Below are 21024 nucleotides of genomic sequence, written 5' to 3'. Positions count from 1 at the left end.
GGGGGGGGAACAAGAGGGGCCCCCCCCCCCCCCCCCCCCCCCTCCACCCGAAAAGGAATCCCCGAAATCGACCCCCCCCCCGCCAGACGTCCCGGGCGGACGCTCCCCCCCGGCCCCCAGGCCGTGTCGGTGGCGCCCGCCCTTCGGCCGTCGCCCGGATGGGTGACTCCGGCTCGTGCTCCGGCCACCGCGCCGTCAGGCTCGGTGAGCGGGTGACGGGATGGGTGAGAGGGGTGCGGGGTTGCGGGTGAGGCTGAAGGGGCTGGGGCGACCCACGACGTCCGACGTGACTTCGGGGGCGGTGACGGGCTTGTTCTCGATCCCGGAGGGGATGGCGTACGCGGCGATCGCGGGGTTCAACCCGGTCGCCGGACTGTACGCGGGGGTGGTTCCCGCGATCGTGGGCTCGCTCACCTCCCGCACCGTCCTGATGGTCACCACCCTCACCAGCGCCATCGCGCTGACCTCGCAGAGCGTGCTGTCGGACGCGGGCCTCGACCCGAAGGACGCCGGGAACATCGCGCTGCTGACGGTGATGGTCGGGGCGGTGATGCTGCTGACGGGGGCGCTGCGGCTCGGCGCTGTGATGAGCTTCGTGTCGAACGCCGTGATGACCGGCTTCTCCACCGGTATCGCGCTCCAGATCATCACCGGGGTCCTGAAGGACGCCACCGGGTACGAGCCGGAGGGGCACAACAAGCTCTACCAACTGGGGAACTGGCTGTGGCACATCGGCGACTGGCAGCTCGCCGCGACCATCACCGCGCTCGCCACCATCGGAGTCTGGGCGGCGGCCCGCACGGTCAGGCGTCTCGAACCGGTGGCCTTGCTGATCGCCATGGTCACCCTGTCCGTGGTGGTCGCGCTGCTGGCCCCGGACGTGGAACTCGTACGGGACATCGCCTCGATTCCCGCCGCGCTGCCCTCCTTCACCGCCCCGGACCTCTCGGCCGCGCCCGACCTCGTCTGGGGCGCGGTCTCGGTCGCCCTCGTCGCGCTCGCCCAGGCCGCCGGCATCGCGCCCTCGATGCCCAACCCGGACGGTTCGCGCTCCGACATCGACGGTGACTTCCGTGCCCAGGGGTACGCCAACCTCGCCGGCGGCCTGTTCCAGGCGCTGCCTTCGGGCGGGTCGATGTCGCGTACAGGTGTCGCGGTGTCGGCGGGGGCCCGTACGCGCTGGGCGGGTGTCGTCTCCGGCGTCTTCCTCGCCCTGGTCGTCCTGCTGTGCGGCTCGCTCGCCGAGCACATCCCCATGCCGGTCATCGGCGGTCTGATCCTGGTCGTCGGCGGCGAGCTGATCTGGGGCAAGCGCCACGACATCCGGCTGGTGTTCCGCACCTCGTGGATGTCGGCCGGCGCGATGCTCCTCACCTTCCTCGCCACCGCCCAGCTCCCCCTCCAGCAGGCCATCATCCTCGGCGCCGTTCTCTCCCTTCTGCTCTACTGCGCGCAGGCCGCCCGTCAGGCGCGTCTCGTCGCCCTCGTGCCCACGGACGACGGCCGCTGGGAGACCGCCGATCCCCCCGCCGCCCTCACCCCCGGCCAGGTCACCGTCCTCGACTACGCCGGCGCTTCCCTCTTCGCCGAACTGCCCCGCATCGAGGCCCAGCTCCCCCGCCCCGACGGGGCGCGCGGCGCGGTCCTGGTCCTGGTCGTCCGCGCCCTGCCCGACGTGCCGTCCTCGGCCATGCTCAAGCTCCTCGACCGGTACGCGGAACACCTCTCCGACCACGGCTGCCACCTGGTCCTCTGCGGTGTCCAACCCCCGCTCGCCCGCCTCCTCGTCCGCTCCGGCCTCGCCGACCGACTCGGCGACAGCGGCATCGTCCCCGCCACGAGGGAACTGTTCGGCGCTCTCGACGCCGCCCTCACCGAAGCGCGGAGCAGGGCCGGAGCGCCACCCTCCGAAGATGAGCGGTGCGGCGGCTGATCGAACTGACGCTCTCTGTGCGGCGCGCTGTCAGGCGTCGATAATTTCCTCCATGCTGCGCACACGCGAAGGTCGTCGGCTCGCACCCGAACTGATCTGTCGTCAGGCTTGACCTGCACAGAACCGGCTCACCAGGCTGCCCGATAGTTTCCCGAGGAGATACCCGTGAGGATGCTGATCAACGTTCCGGAGACCGTCGTGGCCGATGCGCTGCGGGGGATGGCGGCGGCTCATCCGGAGCTGACGGTGGATGTGGAGCGGAGGGTGGTGGTGCGGAGGGACGCGCCGGTGGCGGGGAAGGTGGGGCTGGTGTCGGGGGGTGGGTCGGGGCATGAGCCGTTGCACGGGGGGTTCGTGGGGCCGGGGATGTTGGCGGCGGCGTGCCCTGGGGAGGTGTTCACGTCGCCGGTGCCGGACCAGATGGTGAGGGCGGCGGCGGCGGTGGACAGTGGGGCGGGGGTGTTGTTCGTGGTGAAGAACTACACCGGGGACGTGCTGAACTTCGAGATGGCGGCGGAGCTCGCGGAGGACGAGGGGATCCAGGTCGCGAAGGTGCTCGTCGACGACGACGTGGCGGTGCGGGACAGCCTGTACACGGCGGGGCGGCGGGGTACCGGGGGCACTCTGTTCGTGGAGAAGATCGCGGGGGCGGCGGCCGAGGAGGGGGCGCCGCTGGAGCGGGTGGAGGCGATCGCGCGACGGGTGAACGAACGGTCGCGGTCGTTCGGGGTGGCGCTGAGCGCGTGCACGACGCCTGCGAAGGGCAGTCCGACGTTCGATCTCCCCGAGGGGGAGCTGGAGTTGGGTGTCGGGATCCACGGCGAGCCGGGGCGTGAGCGGCGGGCCATGATGACGTCGGGGGAGATCGCCGACTTCGCGGTGGACGCGGTCGTCGAGGACCTGCGCCCGACGGGGCCGGTGCTCGTCCTCGTGAACGGGATGGGCGGCACTCCGCTCCTGGAGCTGTACGGCTTCAACGCGGAGGTGCAGCGGGTGCTCGCGGAGCGGCGTGTGCCCGTGGCGCGGACGCTCGTCGGAAACTATGTGACGTCGCTCGACATGGCCGGCTGCTCCGTGTCGTTGTGCCAGGTGGACGAGGAACTGCTGCGGCTCTGGGACGCTCCGGTGGAGACGCCCGCGCTGCGCTGGGGGCGGTGAGTCGGGCCGTGGGGACACGGGCGAGGTCGCAAGGGGAGAGGGAGAAGGAGATGGTGGGGGCATGACGGAGACCTTCGGTGCGGAGTTCCTGGTGCGCTGGCTCGCGGCGGTCGCCGCGGCCGTCGAGCGCGAGGCGGACCGGCTGACCGAGCTCGACTCGGCGATCGGCGACGCCGACCACGGCGCCAACCTCAAGCGCGGCTTCGCCGCCGTGACCGAGACGCTGGCCAAGGAACCGCCGGCCTTGCCCGGAGCGGTGCTCACCGCCGCCGGGCGACAGCTCATCTCCACCGTCGGCGGCGCGTCGGGGCCCTTGTACGGGACGCTCCTCCGCCGCGCCGGGAAGGCCCTCGGCGAGGACGAGCGGATCGGCCGCGCGCGGCTCGCCGACGCGTTGGGCGCGGGCGTCGCCGCGGTGTCCCAGCTCGGCGGCGCGCAGGTCGGCGACAAGACGATGCTGGACGCGCTGACGCCGGCCGTGGAGGCCCTGCGGGACTCGTTCGGCGCGGCGCGCCGGGCGGCCGATGAGGGTGCCGTGGGGACCGTACCCCTGGTGGCCCGCAAGGGCAGGGCGAGCTACCTGGGCGAGCGGTCCGTCGGGCATCAGGACCCGGGTGCGACGTCCTCGGCGCTGCTGTTCGCGACGCTCGCGGAGACCGCGGACGCGGAGGGGGTGTCGTGAGCGGGGAGGGCGGCTGTACGGCTCCGGAGGCGGGCGGGGCGCGCGGGGGTCCGGCGGGTGCCGGTTCCGCGCATGTCGGCATCGTGCTCGTGTCGCACAGTGCGGCGGTGGCGGGGGCGGTGGCCGAGTTGGCGCGGGGGCTCGCGGGCGGTGGGGAGCTGGCGCCGGTGGCGCCGGCGGGCGGGACCGCCGACGGGGGGCTCGGGACGAGTTCCGAGCTGATCGCGGAGGCGGCGAAGGAGGTCGACCGGGGGGCCGGGGTGGCGCTCCTGGTCGATCTGGGGAGTGCCGTGCTCACCGTGAAGGCCCTGCTGGCCGAGGGGGACGAACTGCCCGAAGGGGCGCGTCTGGTGGACGCGCCGTTCGTCGAGGGGGCGGTCGCGGCGCTGGTGACGGCGAGTGTCGGCGGGGACATCGAGGCGGTGGTGGCGGCGGCTTCGGAGGCGTACGGCTACCGCAAGGAATGAGGCGCGGAGGCGTACGTACACCGCCGGGAACGGGCCTCGGGGGTGGGTGCGCGGAGTGACGGAGAGGCCGCACCGGGTGGCGACCGTGTTGTGATGTACCTGGTCAACGCACTAATGTCGCAGGGCCTTGGTGTACGGGAAACCGGTGAAGTACCGGTGCGGCCCTCGCCACTGTGATCGGGAGGTCCGGCTCCACCCCCGCGGGAACGCCCTCGGGGAAGCCACTGGACCGCGACGGGAGACCGTCGGGGTGTGGGAAGGCGGAGTCGGACGGCATGACCGTCAGCCAGGAGACCGGCCAGGGTGCGTTGTCCATCCACGAGGTGCTGGAGAGGTCTCCCGACCATGCATATAGCCGAGGGGTATCTTCCCCCTGCGCACGCCGCCGCCTGGGGCGTCGCGGCCGCCCCGTTCGTCGTCCACGGGGTCCGCGCGCTGACCCGCGAGGTGCGGTCGAACCCCGAATCCACCCTGCTGCTCGGCGCGTCCGGCGCCTTCACGTTCGTCCTCTCGGCGCTCAAGTTGCCTTCGGTGACGGGTAGTTGCTCCCATCCGACCGGTACGGGCCTGGGCGCGATCCTGTTCCGGCCGCCGATCATGGCCGTCCTCGGCACGATCACCCTGCTGTTCCAGGCGCTGCTGCTCGCCCACGGCGGCCTCACCACGCTCGGCGCGAACGCCTTCTCGATGGCGATCGTCGGGCCCTGGGCGGGTTACGGGACCTACCGGCTGCTGCGGAAGTTCGGTACGCCCCTGATGGTCGCCGTCTTCTTCGGCGCGTTCGTCGCCGACCTCTCCACGTACTGCGTCACCAGCGTGCAGCTGGCGCTCGCCTTCCCCGACCCCGGCAGCGGCGTGCCCGGCGCGCTCGCCAAGTTCGGCGGGATCTTCGCGGTGACGCAGATTCCGCTCGCCGTCAGCGAGGGCCTGCTCACCGTGCTCGTGATGCGGCTCCTCACCCAGTCCAGCAAGGGTGATCTGACCCGCCTGGGCGTGCTCCCCCGCCCGCGCACGGAACTCCAGGACGAGGCGGCCACCCGATGAGCCCCAAGATCAGCCGCAAGATCAGCCGCAACGCGAAGATCAACGGCCTGCTGCTGCTCGTCGTCGTCGCGCTCGCGGTCCTGCCGCTCGTGCTCGGCCTGGGCGACCACAAGGAAGCCCCGTTCACCGGCTCCGACGCGGAGGCCGAGACCGCGATCACCGAGCTCGAGCCCGACTACGAGCCCTGGTTCAGCCCCCTGTACGAACCGCCGTCCGGCGAGATCGAGTCCGCGTTGTTCGCCCTCCAGGCGGCGCTGGGCGCGGGGGTCCTTGCGTACTACTTCGGCCTGCGGCGCGGGCGGCGGCAGGGGACGGCGCTGGCGGCGAAGGCCGGAGGGGCGGCTGAGGCGGATGGGGCGGGTGAGGTGCCGGCCGAGGGGCCCGGCTCCGCCACGACGGCGGCCGACGGCCCCGACGCGCCCGCCGACGGCGACCGCGCTGCCGGTCGTGACACCCGCGGGCCGGGGGCGTAGGCGTTCATGCTGCCGATCGACGCGGCGGCGCACAGCAGTCGCTGGCGCTCTCGCCATCCGGCCGAGAAGGCGCTGCTCGGGTTCGGGCTGACGTTGTGTGCGGTGTGTCTGCCGCCGTGGCCGGGGGCGGTGCTGGTGGCGGCGGTGACGCTGGGGGTGCTGCTGGGACCGGCGGGGGTGGCGGGGCGTCAGCTGTGGCGGGCGTTCCGGGTGCCGCTGGGGTTCTGTGTCACGGGCGCGGTGCCGCTGCTGTTCGAGGTGGGCGGGGCGCGCGGGATGGTGGCGTGGGCGCCCGGTGGTGCGGTGCACGCGGGTGAGTTGTTGTCGCGGACGGCGGCGGCCTCGCTGGGGGTGCTGCTGTTCGCGTTCACGACGCCGGTGTCGGACGTGCTGCCGCGGCTTGTGCGGGCGGGGGTGCCGGCGCCGGTGGTGGACGTGGCGCTCGTGATGTACCGGATCATCTTCCTGCTGCTCGACTCGCTGTCCAAGATCCGGCAGGCGCAGGCGGCCCGGCTCGGCCACACCACGCGGGCCGCGACCTGGCGTTCGCTGGCCGGGCTCGGCGCGACCACCTTCGTGCGGGCCTTCGACCGGGCGCAGCGCCTGCAGTCGGGGCTCGCGGGGCGGGGGTACGACGGGACGCTGCGGGTGCTGGTGCCCGTGTGCCCGGTCTCCCGTGGGTTCCTCGCGGCGACGGGCGGGCTCCTCGGAGGGCTCGTCGCCCTCACTCTCGTACTGGAAAGGTTTCTTCCGTGACGTCTCAGCACCCGGCGACGGCTCAGGGCGCGACGCCCGTGGTGGAGCTGGTGAAGGCGGGTTTCGCCTACGAGGACGGGCCGGCGGTCCTGTCCGGGGTGGACTTCGCGGTGGCGGAGGGCCGGGCCGTCGCGCTCCTCGGCCGCAACGGCAGCGGCAAGACGACGCTGCTGCGGCTGCTGAGCGGGGGGCTGCGGTGCGGGAGCGGGTCGCTGCTCCTCGACGGGGCGCCGGTGGCGTACGACCGGAAGGGGCTCACCCGGCTGCGGTCGACGGTCCAGCTGGTCGCGCAGGATCCGGACGACCAGCTGTTCGCTGCCTCGGTCGGTCAGGACGTGTCGTTCGGGCCGATGAACCTGGGGCTGCCGGAGGAAGAGGTACGGCTCCGGGTGCGCGAGGCGCTGGAGGCGCTGGACATCGTGGCGCTGGAGGACCGGCCGACGCACCTGCTGTCCTACGGGCAGCGCAAGCGGGCCGCGATCGCGGGGGCGGTGGCGATGCGCCCCCGGGTGCTGATCATGGACGAGCCGACGGCGGGGCTCGACCCGCACGGGCAGGAGCGGCTCCTCGACGCGCTCGAACGGCTGCGGGCCTCGGGCACGACGGTGCTGATGGCCACGCACGACGTGGACCTCGCACTGCGCTGGGCCGACGAGGCGGCCGTCCTCTCCCCCGCCGGCCTCCACACCGGCCCGGTCGCCGACCTCCTCTCCGACGACGCCCTCCTCTCCTCCGCCCGCCTCCGCCGCCCCTGGGCCACCTCCGTCACCCGCCTCCTCCGCACCCACGGCCTCCTCCCCCCGGACTCCCCCGAGCCCCGCACCCCTGAGGACCTCGACGTCTTCGTTACCGAGTAGTAGAGGTCACGTCGCAGATGTTCTGCAACTAGTTGCATAAGGGGGTGGGGGTCCCCTAGAAAGGGGGGACGATCCTGCGCGAGGAGGCGCCCCCATGACCCCGTACCCGCATCTGCTGAGCCCGCTCGACCTGGGGTTCACGACCCTGCCGAACAGGGTGATCATGGGGTCGATGCATGTCGGCCTTGAGGAGACGGAGCGCGGCTTCGAGCGGATGGCGGCGTTCTACGCGGAGCGGGCGAGGGGTGGGGCGGGGCTGATCGTCACGGGCGGCATCGCGCCGAACGAGGCGGGGCGGCCGTGGGACGGCGGGGCGAAGCTGACGACGGCGGAGGAGGTCGCGGAGCACCGGCTGATCACGGACGCGGTGCACGCCGAGGGCGGCCGGATCGCGATGCAGATCCTGCACTTCGGGCGGTACGCGTACCACCCCGGCCTCGTCGGACCCAGCGCGATCAAGGCACCGATCAGCCCCTTCGTACCGAACGAGCTGACGGACGCCGAGGTCGAGCAGACCGTCGAGGACTACGCGCGCTGCGCCGAACTGGCCAAGGAGGCCGGGTACGACGGCGTCGAGGTCATGGGCTCCGAGGGCTACCTGATCAACGAGTTCATCGCCGCGGCGACCAACCAGCGGACCGACCGCTGGGGCGGGTCCTACGAGAACCGCGTGCGGTTCCCGCTGGAGATCGTCCGCCGGATCCGCGAGCGGGTCGGCACCGACTTCATCCTCGTCTACCGCCTGTCCATGCTGGACCTCGTTCCCGGCGGCTCGACCCTCGACGAGGTCGTCCAGCTCGCCAAGGAGATCGAGGCGGCCGGCGCGACCATCATCAACACCGGCATCGGCTGGCACGAGGCGCGCATCCCCACCATCGCGACCTCGGTGCCGCGCGGCGCGTACACCTGGGTGACGAAGAAGCTCATGGGCGCGGTGTCCGTGCCGCTGGTCACCAGCAACCGGATCAACACGCCCGAGGTCGCCGAGGAGATCCTCGCCGAAGGGCGCGCCGACCTCGTGTCGCTGGCCCGGCCGTTCCTCGCCGACCCCGCGTTCGTCGCCAAGGCCGCCGCCGGCCGCGCCGACACGATCAACACCTGCATCGGCTGCAACCAGGCCTGCCTCGACCACACCTTCAACCTGAAGATCACGTCCTGCCTGGTCAACCCGCGCGCCTGCCACGAGACCGAGCTCGTCCTCTCCCCCACCCGCCTCGCCAAGCGCGTCGCGGTCGTCGGCGCGGGCCCGGCCGGCCTCGCCTGCGCGGTGTCGGCCGCCGAACGCGGCCACACCGTCACCCTCTTCGACGCCGCCGCCGAGATCGGCGGCCAGCTCAACGTCGCCAAGCGCGTGCCGGGCAAGGAGGAGTTCGACGAGACGCTCCGCTACTTCCGCGTCCAGCTCGACGAGCGCGGGATCGAGGTCCGCCTCGGCACCCGCGTCGCCGCGGCCGACCTCGACGGCTACGACGAGGTCGTCGTCGCCACCGGCGTCTCCCCGCGCACGCCGGACATCGCGGGCGTCGACCACCCCAGCGTCGTCAGCTACCTCGACGTCCTGCGCGACGGCGCGCCCGTCGGCGACCGGGTCGCGATCATCGGCGCCGGCGGCATCGGCTTCGACGTCGCCGAGTTCCTCACCGACGGCGGCGAGGGCGCCAGCCAGGACCCCGAGACGTACTTCCGCCAGTGGGGCGTCGACACCTCCTACGAGAACCGCGGCGGCCTGCGCGCCCCCGAGCGCAACGCCCCGCCGCGCCAGGTGCACCTGCTCCAGCGCAAGGCCACCAAGGTCGGCGCCGGCCTCGGCAAGACGACCGGCTGGATCCACCGCACCGAGCTCAAGCACCGGGGCGTCACGATGGTCGCCGGCGTCTCCTACGAGCGCATCGACGACGAGGGCCTTCACCTCACCATCGACGGCGAGCCGCAGCTCCTCCCCGTCGACACGGTCGTCCTCTGCTCCGGCCAGGAGCCCAAGCGCGAGCTGTACGACGACCTCGTCGCCGCCGGCCGCGCCCCCCACCTCATCGGCGGCGCCGACGTCGCCGCCGAACTCGACGCCAAGCGCGCCATCGACCAGGGCACCCGCCTGGCCGCGACGCTCTGACGCCGACGGAGTCGTGAAGCGCGCGCGGCGGGGCGGCTCCCCGCCGCGCGCGTGATCACCGTCCACGGCCGAACCTAGGATGCGAGCATGTCCCTGCCGCACGCGATCCTCACCGCCCTGCTCGAGAAGCCGTCCTCCGGGCTCGAACTGACCCGCCGTTTCGACAAGTCGATCGGCTACTTCTGGTCGGCCACCCACCAGCAGATCTACCGCGAGCTCGGCAAACTCGAACAGGCGGGACACATCCGCGCCCTCCCCTCCGCCGCCCCCGCCCGAGGACAGAAGAAGGAGTACGAGGTACTCCCCGCCGGCCGCGACGAGCTGAGCGCCTGGGTCGCCCGCACCGAGGACCCGAAGCCCCTCCGCGCCGCCCTCCTCCTCCGCATGCGCGCCGCCGCCGTCGTCGGCGCCCCCGGCCTCCGCACCGAACTCCGCCGCCACCTCGCCCTCCACCGCGAGCAGCTGGACGAATACCTCGCCATCGAACACCGCGACTTCCCCCCCGACCGCCGCCACACCGAACCCGACCGCCTCCGCCACCTCGTCCTCCGCGGCGGCATCGACATGGAGCGCTTCTGGGTCGAATGGCTCACCCACGCCCTCACGGAACTCACCCCCGAGTGACCGCCCGGCCCCCTACGCCAGCCAGAGCGCGGCGCGGCGGTGCCGGCCCGGGTGAGGCAGGGGCGACGGGGAGGGTGGGGGTGTGGATACTGGGGGGTTGTTGGTGGTCGAGAGGAAAGGGCGGGTATGGCCGACGAGTTGGGGCGCCGCGGGATGAGGCATGCGGTGGTCATCGGGGGAAGTCTCGCTGGGCTGCTCGCCGCGCGGGTGTTGGCGGAGCACGCGGAGCGGGTGACGGTCGTGGAGAGGGACCGGTATCCGGAGGGGCAGGAGGCGCGGGCGGGGGTGCCGCAGGGGCGGCATCTGCATGTGCTGATCGCGGGTGGGCAGCGGGCGCTGGACGAGTTGCTGCCGGGGTTCATGGCGGAGCTGGGGGAGCTCGGGGCGCCGAAGGTGGGGGTGCCCGAGGACATGGTGCAGTGGCAGAACGGGCAGTGGTTCCGCCGGACGCCGGCGACCGCGCATTTCTACACGGGGCCGCGCCCGCAGCTGGAGTGGCTGGTGCGGCAGCGGGTGCTCGCGGATCCGCGGATCGAGCTGGTCGAGGGCACCGAGACGGTGGGCCTGGTCGGTGACTCCTCGCGGGTGCGGGGTGTGCGGCTGCGGGAGCGCGGGGCGGGGGCGGACAAGGAGGCCCGCGTCCTGGAGGCCGATCTGGTCGTGGACGCGTCGGGGCGGTCGACGAAGGCGGCCGACTGGCTGGCCGGGATCGGCGCGGAGGCCCCGCACGAGGAGACGCTCGACACGGGTCTGGCGTACGCGACGCGGGTGTACCGTTCGCCCGCCGCGGAGGCGGGCACGGACGCCGTCGGCTACTACCTCGTGCCCAACCCCTCCCAGGTGTACGGCGGTGTCGTGCTGCCGCTCGGCGACGGACGGCACCTGGTGACGCTCTCCGGTCTGCGGGGCGACGAACCGCCCACCGAGGACGGCGCGTTCGAGGAGTACGCGAAGCGGCTGCCGCACCCGGTGGTGAGCGACTGGCTGGCGCGGGCCGAGCCGGAGTCGCCGGTGTACGGCTTCCGCAGGACGGCCAACATCCGGCGCCGGTACGACCGTCCGGGCCGCAGGCCGGCCGGTTTCCTGGCCACGGGTGACGCGCTCTGCGCGTTCAACCCGATCTACGGGCAGGGCATGGCGGTCGCCGCGATGAGCGCGGTGGCGCTGCGTCGCGCGCTCGCCGATCCGAAGCGGCGGCCGACGACTCAGCGGGTGCAGCGGGCGCTGTTCGACGCCTCCAAGCAGGCCTGGGACATCTCGGCGGGCGCCGACAAGAAGATGCCCGGTGCCACGGGTGACGCGGCGCGGCCGGGCCCGGCGGACAAGGTGGTCGGCTGGTACTTGCGCCGGGTGCAGGAGCGTGCGGCGGGCGACCCGGTCGTGGGCGCGCCGTTCCGCGCGGCCCTGACTCTGACGGCCCCGCTGACGGCCCTGTTCGCCCCGGCGGTGGCCCGTGCGGTGCTCTTCGGGCCGGTCAGGGAGACGCCTGCGGAACCGCCGCTGCGGCGCGACGCGTGACGCCGTTCGGGTGAGGGTCGCGGCCCCGGGTGCCTCAGGCGCCCGGGGCCGCGGTGATCATGCCGGCGGCGATGGCGGCGCCGAGGGTGGCGTAGTCGTCGGCGTTCTGGCCGGCGTAGGCGAGGGAGAAGTCGGCGATGGCGCGGTCGAAGACGTCGCCGGAGCCGAGGTAGGCGGCGATGGCGATGCGGTCGCCGGAGCGGGCGTGGGCGCGGGCGAGGGCGCGGCCGCAGAGCCGGGCGTAGTCCCGCAGGGTGGCCGGGGACATGGTCTCGACCTCGGCGGAGCCTTTCATGTCGCGCAGTTGGCGCCAGTAGAAGTGGCGTTCCTGGGGGCCGGTCATCCAGCCGAGGAAGATGTCGCTGGCGGCCTGGGTGAGGCGTTGTCCGCAGACGACGCGGCGGCCTTGGTGGGTGTACGCGGAGGGGGCGAGGTACGGCTCCAGGACGGAGGTGCCGGCTTCCTTGACCTGGAGGATGAGGGGGTCGGTGGCGTCGCGTCCTTCGAGGAGGAGGACGAAGCAGCGGGTGCCGACGCTGCCGACGCCGACGACCTTGCGGGCCGCGTCGACGTAGCGGTAGCGGTCGAGGAGGACGCGGCGTTCCTCGGCGAGCGAGCTGCGGTAGTCGCTGAAGATCTTGCCGAGGGTGACCCGGTCGATGTCCGTGGTCCGTTCGAGCAGGGGCGGGTCCTCGTTGAAGCGGCGGGCGCCGGAGTCGTCCGTGCCGGTGAGTTTGCCGAGGGCCTGGAGGCTGGTGCGGCGGCGGGCGCGGGCGATGCCGCGGGTGAAGCGGGCGCGTTCGCCGCGGCGGAGGACGGGGAGGACGTCGTCGGCGGCGATCCGCTCGTACCAGACCGGGAGTTCGCCGAGGCCGGCGAGGCGGCGCATGGTCGTGCGGTAGGACTCGACGGTCACGAGGGCGGCGCGGTGGGCCTTCGGTCGGGTGCTGCCGTTCTGGAGGGCGGCGACGGTGACGCTGGCGGCGAGCCGTTTGACGTCCCATTCGAAGGGTCCGGGGAGCGTCTCGTCGAAGTCGTTCACGTCGAAGAGGAGCGTCCGTTCGGGTGAGGCGTAGACGCCGAAGTTGAGGAGGTGGGCGTCGCCGCAGAGCTGGACGGTGAGTCCGGTGTGGCGCTGGGCGCCGAGGTCGGCGGCCATGACGGCGGCGGCGCCGCGGAGGAAGGCGAACGGGGAGACGGCCATCCTGCCGTAGCGGAGGGGGACGAGGTCGGGGAGCCGGTCCACGGACTGCCGTTCCAGGACATGGAGGGGGTCGGGGCGCTGGGAGCTGGGTATCCAGCGGCCGTGGGAGGAGCGGGAGACCCGCTTGCGGGCCGCCTTTCCCTGTGCGGCGCGCTCCGACGGTGTCGTCATCCGGCCCCACCCCCCTTCTTCCGCGGCAGCGGTCCCGTGCCCGTCACCTGGTACCTCATTACAAGGCGCGGTGCTCGTTTCGGCCACTCTGCCGGACCACTCTAGCTAAATGGTTTAGACCAATGATAGGAATTGATCACCGACAGGACCCATGTGGTCACGTTGAGCGAAGAGAGGGTTGAACATGGCCGAGCCCGATTCCGGAGCGGCGGCGGAAGCACCGCTCTATCTCCGGGTCGCCGCCGCGCTGCGGGAGGACCTCGCCGACCGGCGCATCCACCCGGGCAGCCGGCTTCCGTCGGAGCGCTCCCTGGCCCAGCGCTACCACGTCAACCGGCAGACCGTCCGCAGCGCGCTCCAGCTGCTCCGGGACGAGCGGCTTGTGGTCACCGACCGGCGCGGGACGTTCGCCGCCGCCGGGTCCGCCGACCCGGCCGACGCCGAGCCGGCCCCGGCCGCCCTGACGGCCCGCCGGCCGAGCTTCCCCGGCGGCCCGCGCGCGGCCGAGGCACTGGTGCGGGCCTCGCTGACCTGGGAGCCGCCGCCCACCCCGCTGACGTCCCGGCTGCTCCTCGCCCCCGGCGAGCCGACGCTGGTCCACCGGCACGTGGTGCTCGGACCGCACGGGGCGGCCCTCCAGCGGGCCGTGTCGTGGTTCTCCCGGCCGGCCCTGACGGAGATCCCCCAACTGGCCCGCTACCGGCGGGGCAAGGACTGCCACCGGCAGCCCGATCTGCGCCTGCTCTACCACTGGATGGCCCAGGCGGGGCTGCGGATCACCCACCGGGAGTCGGTCGGCGTGCCGCCGGGACCCGCCACCACGACGGCCGGCGGCGCGGCGCGGCTGCTCGTGCACCGGGTGGTCAGCGACCAGCACGGGCACGCCCTGGAGATCACCGACATCGACTTCTCGGCCCAGTCGGCGGCCTGGACCTACGAGTTCAGCGCCTGACTCGTCCGGCGTCCGCGCCGCCCCGTGCCTCGCCGACCTGGCACGGGGCGGACGCGCCGGGCTCTAGACGATGCCCTCCGCGATCTCCGCCTCCTCGCGGGCCGTCCCGTAGGCGGTGGGGGTGCCGTAGGAGCGGCGGGCGGCGTACCACCAGACGGTGGCGAGGACGAGGACGACGGCGAGGGCGATCACGGCGTAGTTCATGGTGTCGACGGTGACCGGGGACTTCTGCGGGAGGCAGAAGAGGACGGTCACGAAGGCGACCCAGACGACGGCGGTCCAGCCGATCGGCTTGCTCCAGCGGCCGAGGCTCCAGGGGCCGGTCGGGAAGCGGTCGCCGGCGCGCAGCCGCAGGTAGATCGGGATGGCGTAGGCGGGCGTGATGCCGATGACGTTGATGGCGGTGACGGCTCCGTACGCGGTCGGCGAGAAGAGCGAGGGGACGGCGAGGAGCGCGGCGACGGCGACGGCGAGCCAGACGGCCGGGACGGGCGTCTGGGTGCCGGCGCTGACCTTGCGCCAGAGGGCGGAGCCGGGCAGGGCGTTGTCGCGACTGAAGGCGAAGACCATGCGGCTCGCGGCGGCGACCTCGGCGTTGCCGCAGAAGAGCTGGGCGACGATGACGACGAGCAGCAGGGCGGTGGCGCCGCCGGAGCCGAGGGCGTCGAGGAGGATCTGGGCGGGCGGGACGCCGGTGGCGCTGTTCTGCGTGGCGGCGTAGTCCTGGATGGCGAAGCTCAGTCCGGCGAGGAGGGCGAAGCCGGCGATCCAGGAGACCCAGATGGCCCGCACGATGCCCTTGGCGGCGGTGACGGAGGCGTTGGAGGTCTCCTCGGAGAGGTGGGCCGAGGCGTCGTAGCCGGAGAAGGTGTACTGGGCGAGGAGCAGGCCGATGGCGGCGACGTAGAAGGGGTTGGCCCAGCCGGTGTCGTTGACGAACTCGGTGAAGACGAAGTCGACGGACTGGTGGCGGTCGGGGACGATCGCGAGGGCGCCGACGATGACGGCCACGCCGGCCAGGTGCCACCAGACGCTGATCGAGTTGAGCACGCTGACCAGGCGGACGCCGTACAGGTTGAGCACGGCGTGGAGCAGCAGGATCGCCAGGAAGATCAGGAAGGTGGAGCCGGGGGTGGGTGCGAAGCCCCACTGGAGGTTGAGGAAGGCGCCGGTGAAGAGGGCGGCGCCGTAGTCGATGCCGGCGATGGCCCCGAGCAGGCCGAGCAGGTTGAGCCAGCCCGTGTACCAGCCCCAGCGGCGTCCGCCGAGCCGGTCCGCCATGTAGTAGAGCGCGCCGGAGGTGGGGTAGGCGCTGGTGACCTCGGCGAGGGCGAGGCCGACGCACAGGACGAAGAGGCCGACGCCGGCCCAGCCCCAGAGCATGACGGCGGGGCCGCCGGTGCCCATGCCGAAGCCGTAGAGGGTCATGCAGCCGGAGAGGACGGAGATGACGGAGAAGCTGATGGCGAAGTTGCCGAAGCCGTTCATGCGGCGGGCGAGGACCGGCTGGTAGCCGAGTTCTCTCAGGCGCGTCTCCTCGTCCTGGACGGGGGGTGGCTTGCGTATCGGGTCGGCGGGGGCTTCGGTGCGGGACATGGGTGACCTCCGGGGGACGGGGTGGTGAGCGGGGGTGTACGAGGGGCGTGCGCGGGGCGGGGTTCAGCCGCCGAGGCAGCGGGCCCGGGCGCGCAGGAAGACCTCTTCGGCCAGGTCGCGGTCGTCCGGCCGGTCGGTGCGGTAGGCCCAGGGCAGGGTGGTGTAGTAGGGGCCGAGCGCCTCGAAGACCCGGGCCGCGTCGGGGAAGCGGAGGGCGCCGAAGAGGGCGTGCGCGAGGTGGTTGAGGTCGAGCAGCGAGGCCTCGTCGGTGGCGCAGAAGAGGAACCAGTCGTCGAGGGCGCGGCGGGCGTCGCGTACGGCGTCCTCGGCGACCCAGTGGAGGTCGAGGGCGCGTTCGTGGCCGCGTTCGCGGCGGTAGCGCTCGACGCGGACGTAGAGCGGGAGCGCGTGCAGGGCGGAGCCGACGGGGGCCGCGGAGGACGCCCAGTAGGAGTAGTTGACGGCCTCGGAGAGGGGTCCGGGGCGCCGGGCGTAGACGAACTGGAGCATGCGGTGGTGCGCTTCGCGGTTGTACGGGGCGCGCTTCTCGACCTCGGCGAGGAGGCCCCAGGGGCCGGGCGGCAGCATGGGGGCGGGCGGGGTGAGCCGGTGCTCGGCCATGCGCTGGCGTTCGTCGAGGGCGGCGAGGGCGATGAGGCCGACCCAGGGCACGGGGTCGGCGGGGCACCGTTCGGCGGCCTCGCGGCAGGCGGACCAGGCCTCCTGCCAGAGTTCCCTGGTGCGGGGGTGGCCGGCGCGGTGGGCGCGTACGGCCCGTTCGACGGTGACGCGGCTGTGCATGACGGCGGCGGCGGGGCTCTCGGGCTGTTCCGCGCGCCAGGTCCGGACGACGTCGGTGCCCGCGGCGACGGCGGCGAGGACCTGGGTGCGCCGGGTCCAGCCGTCCCAGCCCGTGGTCTCGTCGAGCAGTCGGGCCATGGCCACCCAGCGGCCGGTGCGTAAGTCCTGGACGGCGCCGCGGAGCGCGTGGTCGTGGCCCGCGGGGTGGTAGACGGGCCGGAAGCCGTGCGCGGCCATCAGGGCGTGGGGCGTGGTGTGGATGACATGGGTCCTCGGTGGCTGGCGGGGGTGGTCAGTCCCACGGCGGGCGTCCCGGCCGGTGATCGGCGATCACTATAGAGGGCGACGGAGGCGACCGGTCCACCTTCTTTCCTGACAGTAACTATCCGGCCAGCGACTGAATTTGACTTACTGTCAGGTAGGCGGCCGGACCTGACGGGCTCTCCTCCCGGCGCTTGACCAGCGGGCCGCGGCGGGACACCCTGACCCCTTTCGGTGACCGGACGGTCACCTTCGGTCCAGGGACGGGAGCAGCGCGATGACAGGCGGCCCGGTACTCGCCGTCGACCAGGGGACGTCGGGCACGAAGGCCCTCGTCCTCTGCCCGGAGCGCGGCGTCATCGGCAGCGGCACGGCGCCCGTGCGGCCCCGCTACCTGCCGGACGGTCTGGTCGAGGTCGACCCGCGTGAGCTGTACGACTCCGTGGTCGCCGCCGGGCGCGCGGCGCTCGCCGACGCGGGCACCGGCGTCGAGGCGGTGGGCCTCGCCAACCAGGGCGAGACGGTCCTCGCGTGGGACCCGGCCACCGGTGAACCGCTCACCGACGCCCTCGTGTGGCAGGACCGCAGGGCGGCCCCGATCTGCGCCGGACTCGCCCCGCACGCCGAGCGGCTGCGGGAGCTGACGGGCCTGCCGGTCGACCCGTACTTCGCCGCGCCGAAGATGGCCTGGATCCGCCGCCACGCCACCGGGGCGGGGGTCGTCACCACCAGCGACTCCTGGCTCGTCCACCGGCTGACGGGCGCGTTCGTCACCGACGCGGCGACCGCGGGACGGACCGGTCTCCTCGATCCCGCCACGCTCGCCTGGTCGGACACCGCCCTCGACCTGTACGGCCTCGGCGGCGAGCGGCTGCCCCGGATCGTGGACTGCGACTCCCCCGCCGGCACCACCACCGCGTTCGGTCCCGCGCTGCCGCTCACCGGCCTCCTCGTCGACCAGCAGGCGGCGCTGCTCGCCCAGAGCGCCGACGACCCGGCGGCCGTCAAGTGCACCTACGGCACCGGGGCCTTCCTCCTCGCGCAGACCGGACCCGCGCCGCGGCCGGCCGTCTCGGGCCTGGTGAGCTGCGTCGCCTGGCGGCTCCGCGGCAGCGTGACCCACTGCCTGGACGGCCAGGTGTACACGGTCGCCTCGGCCGTCCGCTGGCTCACCGACCTCGGCGTCATCTCCGGCGCAGAGGAGCTCGACGCCGTCGGCGGGGCCGTACCGGACGCCGGTGGAGTCACCTTCGTGCCTGCCTTCGCGGGACTCGCCGCGCCCTGGTGGCGCGGTGACGTGCGCGGCTCGCTCACCGGACTCGGCCTCGACACCGGACCGGGCCACCTGGTCCGCGCGCTGTGCGAGGGGATCGCCGCCCAGGTCGCGGAGCTGGCCTCGGCCGCCGCCGACGAGCGGGGCGCGCCGCCGTCCGCGCTGCGGGCCGACGGGGGCCTGACCCGGTCCGCGCTGCTGATGCAGACCCAGGCCGATCTGCTGCAGCTCCCCGTCGAGGTCTCCTCGTCACCGGACGCCACCGCGCTCGGCGTGGGCGCGGTGGCCAGGCTCGGCCGCCACCCGGGACTCACGCTCGGGGAGGCCGTGCCGGAGTGGAAGCCCTCGGCCGTGTACGAGCCGCGGATCTCGCGCGACGAGGCGGCCGCGCGGCTCGCCCGGTTCCGCACGGAGGTGTCGACGCTGCTCGCACGGCACGGAGCCGGCGACGCCCCGGGCGCCGCCTGATGGGCGTCACGCGGACGGGGCCGCTGCCGGGCGGCGAGGCCGCGGCGTACGACGTCGTGGTCGTCGGCGCGGGCGTCGTCGGCTGCGCGATCGCCCGCGCGCTCGCCCGCCACCCGCTGCGGGTCGCGCTCGTGGAGGCCTCGAACGACGTCGGGGACGGTACGTCGAAGGCCAACACCGCCATCCTGCACACCGGTTTCGACGCGGCCCCCGGAACCCTGGAGGCCCGGCTCGTCCGCGAGGGCCACCGGCTGCTCGACGCGTACGCGCGACAGGCGGGCATCGCCGTGGAGCCGCTCGGCGCGCTCCTGATCGCCTGGGACGAGGAACAGCACGCCGCCCTCCCCCGCCTGCGCGAGAAGGCCGAACGCAACGGCCACCGCACGACCCGACTGCTCTCGGCCAAGGAACTCGCCGTACGGGAGCCGCACTTGGCCGCCGGGGCGCTCGCCGCGCTCCAGGTACCAGGCGAGTCGGTCATCTGCCCGTGGACGACGACCCTGGCGTACGCGACGCAGGCCGTGCGCTCCGGAGTGGACCTGCATCTGAACTCCCGCGTGGAGAGGGTGCGTCCGGGGGACCCGTACCACCGGCTCGTCACCCGGCGCGGGGTGCTCAGGGCCCGGCACCTGGTCAACGCCTGCGGACTGTACGCCGACGGCTTCGACGCGCTGCTCGGGCGCGCGGACTTCGAGGTCACCCCGCGCAGGGGCCAGCTGCTCGTCTTCGACAAGTTCGCCCGCGACCTCGTCCGGCACATCCTGCTGCCCGTCCCGGGACCGCTCGGCAAGGGCGTGCTCGTCTCGCCGACCGTGTACGGGAACGTGATCCTCGGGCCCACCGCCGAGGAGCTGGACGACAAGACGGCCACCGGCACGACCGCCGAAGGCCTCGCCGGGCTGCGCGAACAGGGCGGCCGGATCCTCCCGGCGCTGCTCGACGAGGAGGTCACGGCCGGGTACGCCGGGCTGCGGGCCGCCACCGGCCGCGAGGACTACCGGATCGCCGCCCACCCCGCTCTGCGGTACGTGACGGCGGGCGGCATCCGCTCCACCGGCCTCACCGCCTCCCTGGCCATCGCCGACCACGTGCTCGGCCTGCTCGCCGACGGCGGACTCGACCCGGGCCCCGAGCGGCCCCTCGCCCCGGTCCGCATGCCGAACCTCGGCGAGGCCTTCCCCCGCCCCTACCGCGACGCCCGGCTCATCGCCCGCGACCCCGAGTTCGGCGCGATCGTCTGTCACTGCGAGCGGGTGACCCGCGGCGAGATCCGGGCCGCGTACGCCTCCACGATCCCCCCTGCGGGCCCCGACGGGCTCCGCCGCAGGACCCGCGCCCGCGGCGGACGCTGCCAGGGCCACCACTGCGGCGCCGAACTGCGCGCGCTGAGCGAGGAGTACGGGGAGGGGGCCCGGTGATCCGCACGGTCGACGTCCTCGTGGTGGGCGCGGGCCCCGCCGGGCTCGCCGCCGCCACCGGGCTCGCGGCGGCGGGCGCGGGCCGCGTCGAGGTCCTGGAGCGGGACGCGGCCCCGGGCGGTGTGCCCCGGCACTGCGCCCGGCCCGGCTTCGGCGCCGACGCCCTCGGGCGCCCGCTGGACGGCCCGGCCTACGCCCGTCGCGCGGCCCGGGCGGCCTCCCGGGCGGGGGCCACCGTCCGTACCGGCGTGTCGGCCACCGGCTGGGCCGGACCCCTGAGCCTGGAGGTCACCGCGCCGACCGGACCCGAGACGATCCGGGCCCGCGCGGTCGTCCTGGCGACCGGGGCCCGCGAACGGCCCCGCAGCGCCCGTCTCGTGCCGGGGACGCGGCCCGCGGGTGTGCTGACCACCGGTGAGCTCCAGCGGACCGTCGCCCGGTTCGGGCCGCGGCCGGAGCGCGTCGGGCGGCGGGCGGTGGTGGTCGGCGGCGATCCGGTGGCCGGGCACGCGGTCCGTACGCTGCGCGAGGCCGGGGTGGCGGTGGCGGCGGTGGTCGCACCGCCCGGGACCGGCGGTCGGCTCACGGTCGGTGTGCCCGTGCTCGGGGGCGCGGTCGTGACGGAGCTGATCGGACGCGGCCGGCTGACCGGCGTCGCGGTCAGGGGAGCGGACGGGCGCGCGGCCGTCCTGCGCTGCGACACCGTGGTGTTCACCGGCGACTGGATCCCCGACCACGAACTGGCCAGGCTGCGGGGCGTGCCGCTCGCGGCCGGCAGCCGTGGCCCGGTGACGGACGGTGGCCTCCGCACCGCCGAACCCGGGGTGTTCGCCGTCGGCAACCTGCTGCACGGCGGGGAGTCCGCCCGGCGGGCCGCCGCCGAAGGGCGCGCGGTGACCGACGCGGTTCTGGCCTGGCTCGGCGGCCGCCCCTGGCCGGCCCACGGGGTCCCGGTGTCGGGCGCGGGGCCGCTGCGGTGGCTGACGCCCGGCCTGCTCGGCCCGGAGCCCGTCCCCCTGCTCGTACGGCCGGAGCGGCGGCTGGTGCGGCCGGTGCTGACCGTGCGCCAGGACGGTGTGCCGCTCCGGCGGGAACGGGTGGCGGGGACGCTGGTGCCGTGGCGGTCGACGCGGCTCGGGGAGCGGTGGACCGAGGGGGTGGACCTCGGGGGCGGGGCGGTGGTGGTGACCGCCGAGGAGTGAACGCCCCGGTGCGGGCGGCGCTGCGGCGGCCGCGGCGGTCGGCCACACTGGGGCGC

18 protein-coding genes and 1 riboswitch are annotated in these 21024 nt (G+C 74.0%); of the genes, 15 read left to right on the top strand and 3 right to left on the bottom strand.

Features of this window, described 5'->3' with window-relative positions; translation table 11 throughout:
* Positions 1 to 220: 220 nt before the first annotated feature.
* The 11 genes from ACZ7G1_RS01785 (at position 221) to ACZ7G1_RS01735 (ending at position 11622) form a co-directional block, all read left to right on the top strand.
* The gene (locus ACZ7G1_RS01785) at positions 221 to 1933 is read left to right on the top strand and encodes a SulP family inorganic anion transporter (RefSeq protein ID WP_470877618.1); all 1713 of its coding nucleotides are present in this window, start codon (positions 221 to 223) and stop codon (positions 1931 to 1933) included.
* A gap of 165 nt (positions 1934 to 2098) precedes the next feature.
* Positions 2099 to 3091, top strand: coding sequence for a dihydroxyacetone kinase subunit DhaK (gene dhaK / locus ACZ7G1_RS01780; RefSeq protein ID WP_470877617.1), 993 nt, complete (start codon positions 2099 to 2101; stop codon positions 3089 to 3091).
* Between the two features lie 61 nt (positions 3092 to 3152).
* The gene (gene dhaL / locus ACZ7G1_RS01775; protein WP_470877616.1) at positions 3153 to 3773 is read left to right on the top strand and encodes a dihydroxyacetone kinase subunit DhaL; all 621 of its coding nucleotides are present in this window, start codon (positions 3153 to 3155) and stop codon (positions 3771 to 3773) included.
* Between the two features lie 80 nt (positions 3774 to 3853).
* Positions 3854 to 4240 (top strand): PTS-dependent dihydroxyacetone kinase phosphotransferase subunit DhaM, encoded by a 387-nt coding sequence (locus ACZ7G1_RS01770; RefSeq protein ID WP_470877713.1) that lies wholly within the window; start codon positions 3854 to 3856, stop codon positions 4238 to 4240.
* 84 nt (positions 4241 to 4324) lie between these two features.
* A riboswitch (cobalamin riboswitch) is annotated at positions 4325 to 4557 on the top strand.
* Between the two features lie 28 nt (positions 4558 to 4585).
* Positions 4586 to 5284 (top strand): energy-coupling factor ABC transporter permease, encoded by a 699-nt coding sequence (locus ACZ7G1_RS01765; RefSeq protein WP_470877615.1) that lies wholly within the window; start codon positions 4586 to 4588, stop codon positions 5282 to 5284.
* Between the two features lie 20 nt (positions 5285 to 5304).
* Positions 5305 to 5757 carry an energy-coupling factor ABC transporter substrate-binding protein gene (locus tag ACZ7G1_RS01760; RefSeq protein WP_470877712.1) on the top strand — a complete coding sequence of 151 codons (453 nt, stop codon included), beginning with the start codon at positions 5305 to 5307 and terminating at the stop codon, positions 5755 to 5757.
* A 6-nt stretch (positions 5758 to 5763) separates the two neighbouring features.
* Positions 5764 to 6513, top strand: coding sequence for a cobalt ECF transporter T component CbiQ (gene cbiQ, locus ACZ7G1_RS01755; RefSeq protein ID WP_470877614.1), 750 nt, complete (start codon positions 5764 to 5766; stop codon positions 6511 to 6513).
* Entirely contained in the window at positions 6510 to 7370 is an 861-nt protein-coding gene (locus tag ACZ7G1_RS01750) for an ATP-binding cassette domain-containing protein (protein WP_470877613.1), read from the top strand. The genes cbiQ and ACZ7G1_RS01750 overlap by 4 nt, the downstream gene beginning before the upstream one ends.
* A 94-nt stretch (positions 7371 to 7464) precedes the next feature.
* Positions 7465 to 9480 (top strand): FAD-dependent oxidoreductase, encoded by a 2016-nt coding sequence (locus ACZ7G1_RS01745; RefSeq protein ID WP_470877612.1) that lies wholly within the window; start codon positions 7465 to 7467, stop codon positions 9478 to 9480.
* A gap of 87 nt (positions 9481 to 9567) precedes the next feature.
* Complete coding sequence (locus ACZ7G1_RS01740) at positions 9568 to 10104, top strand: PadR family transcriptional regulator (protein ID WP_470877611.1); 537 nt, start codon at positions 9568 to 9570, stop codon at positions 10102 to 10104.
* Between the two features lie 126 nt (positions 10105 to 10230).
* Complete coding sequence (locus ACZ7G1_RS01735) at positions 10231 to 11622, top strand: FAD-dependent oxidoreductase (protein ID WP_470877610.1); 1392 nt, start codon at positions 10231 to 10233, stop codon at positions 11620 to 11622.
* Positions 11623 to 11656: 34 nt separating this feature from the next.
* On the opposite strand, the gene ACZ7G1_RS01730 is transcribed toward ACZ7G1_RS01735, so the two are convergent.
* The gene (locus tag ACZ7G1_RS01730) at positions 11657 to 12997 is read right to left on the bottom strand and encodes a DUF2252 domain-containing protein (RefSeq protein WP_471203926.1); all 1341 of its coding nucleotides are present in this window, start codon (positions 12995 to 12997) and stop codon (positions 11657 to 11659) included.
* Between the two features lie 184 nt (positions 12998 to 13181).
* Here ACZ7G1_RS01730 and ACZ7G1_RS01725 point away from each other — a divergent pair, with 184 nt between their 5' ends.
* Positions 13182 to 13949, top strand: coding sequence for a GntR family transcriptional regulator (locus ACZ7G1_RS01725; RefSeq protein ID WP_470877608.1), 768 nt, complete (start codon positions 13182 to 13184; stop codon positions 13947 to 13949).
* Positions 13950 to 14012: 63 nt separating this feature from the next.
* Here the strand turns inward: ACZ7G1_RS01725 and ACZ7G1_RS01720 are convergent, their stop codons facing one another.
* Both ACZ7G1_RS01720 and ACZ7G1_RS01715 read right to left on the bottom strand, forming a co-directional pair.
* Positions 14013 to 15545 carry an amino acid permease gene (locus ACZ7G1_RS01720; RefSeq protein WP_470877607.1) on the bottom strand — a complete coding sequence of 511 codons (1533 nt, stop codon included), beginning with the start codon at positions 15543 to 15545 and terminating at the stop codon, positions 14013 to 14015.
* Between the two features lie 63 nt (positions 15546 to 15608).
* On the bottom strand, positions 15609 to 16583 hold the full coding sequence (locus ACZ7G1_RS01715) for a hypothetical protein (RefSeq protein ID WP_470877606.1): 975 nt from the start codon (positions 16581 to 16583) through the stop codon (positions 15609 to 15611).
* 301 nt (positions 16584 to 16884) lie between these two features.
* Between ACZ7G1_RS01715 and ACZ7G1_RS01710 the strand changes: the two genes are divergently transcribed.
* From ACZ7G1_RS01710 to ACZ7G1_RS01700, 3 genes are read left to right on the top strand one after another with little or no spacing between them, the layout of a single operon-like run.
* Positions 16885 to 18348, top strand: coding sequence for an FGGY family carbohydrate kinase (locus tag ACZ7G1_RS01710; RefSeq protein WP_470877605.1), 1464 nt, complete (start codon positions 16885 to 16887; stop codon positions 18346 to 18348).
* Positions 18348 to 19766, top strand: coding sequence for an FAD-dependent oxidoreductase (locus ACZ7G1_RS01705; RefSeq protein ID WP_470877604.1), 1419 nt, complete (start codon positions 18348 to 18350; stop codon positions 19764 to 19766). The genes ACZ7G1_RS01710 and ACZ7G1_RS01705 overlap by 1 nt, the downstream gene beginning before the upstream one ends.
* Positions 19763 to 20968: an FAD-dependent oxidoreductase gene (locus ACZ7G1_RS01700; RefSeq protein ID WP_470877603.1), complete on the top strand. Its 1206-nt coding sequence runs from the start codon at positions 19763 to 19765 to the stop codon at positions 20966 to 20968. The genes ACZ7G1_RS01705 and ACZ7G1_RS01700 overlap by 4 nt, the downstream gene beginning before the upstream one ends.
* Positions 20969 to 21024: the final 56 nt, after the last annotated feature.

This window comes from Streptomyces sp. NPDC037273, assembly GCF_055603625.1.
The sequence above is the reverse complement of the archived record's forward strand: the minus strand, read 5'-3'. Positions and strand labels throughout refer to the sequence as shown.

Coding starts and splice junctions, on each gene's coding strand:
- ACZ7G1_RS01735 (WP_470877610.1), top strand. CDS start 10,231: ATGGCCGACGAGTTGGGGCGCCGCGGGATGAGGCATGCGGTGGTCATC.
- ACZ7G1_RS01740 (WP_470877611.1), top strand. CDS start 9,568: ATGTCCCTGCCGCACGCGATCCTCACCGCCCTGCTCGAGAAGCCGTCC.
- ACZ7G1_RS01765 (WP_470877615.1), top strand. CDS start 4,586: ATGCATATAGCCGAGGGGTATCTTCCCCCTGCGCACGCCGCCGCCTGG.
- ACZ7G1_RS01725 (WP_470877608.1), top strand. CDS start 13,182: ATGGCCGAGCCCGATTCCGGAGCGGCGGCGGAAGCACCGCTCTATCTC.
- cbiQ (WP_470877614.1), top strand. CDS start 5,764: ATGCTGCCGATCGACGCGGCGGCGCACAGCAGTCGCTGGCGCTCTCGC.
- ACZ7G1_RS01745 (WP_470877612.1), top strand. CDS start 7,465: ATGACCCCGTACCCGCATCTGCTGAGCCCGCTCGACCTGGGGTTCACG.
- dhaL (WP_470877616.1), top strand. CDS start 3,153: ATGACGGAGACCTTCGGTGCGGAGTTCCTGGTGCGCTGGCTCGCGGCG.
- ACZ7G1_RS01705 (WP_470877604.1), top strand. CDS start 18,348: ATGGGCGTCACGCGGACGGGGCCGCTGCCGGGCGGCGAGGCCGCGGCG.
- ACZ7G1_RS01710 (WP_470877605.1), top strand. CDS start 16,885: ATGACAGGCGGCCCGGTACTCGCCGTCGACCAGGGGACGTCGGGCACG.
- ACZ7G1_RS01730 (WP_471203926.1), bottom strand. CDS start 12,997: ATGACGACACCGTCGGAGCGCGCCGCACAGGGAAAGGCGGCCCGCAAG.
- ACZ7G1_RS01785 (WP_470877618.1), top strand. CDS start 221: ATGGGTGAGAGGGGTGCGGGGTTGCGGGTGAGGCTGAAGGGGCTGGGG.
- ACZ7G1_RS01715 (WP_470877606.1), bottom strand. CDS start 16,583: ATGGCCGCGCACGGCTTCCGGCCCGTCTACCACCCCGCGGGCCACGAC.
- ACZ7G1_RS01720 (WP_470877607.1), bottom strand. CDS start 15,545: ATGTCCCGCACCGAAGCCCCCGCCGACCCGATACGCAAGCCACCCCCC.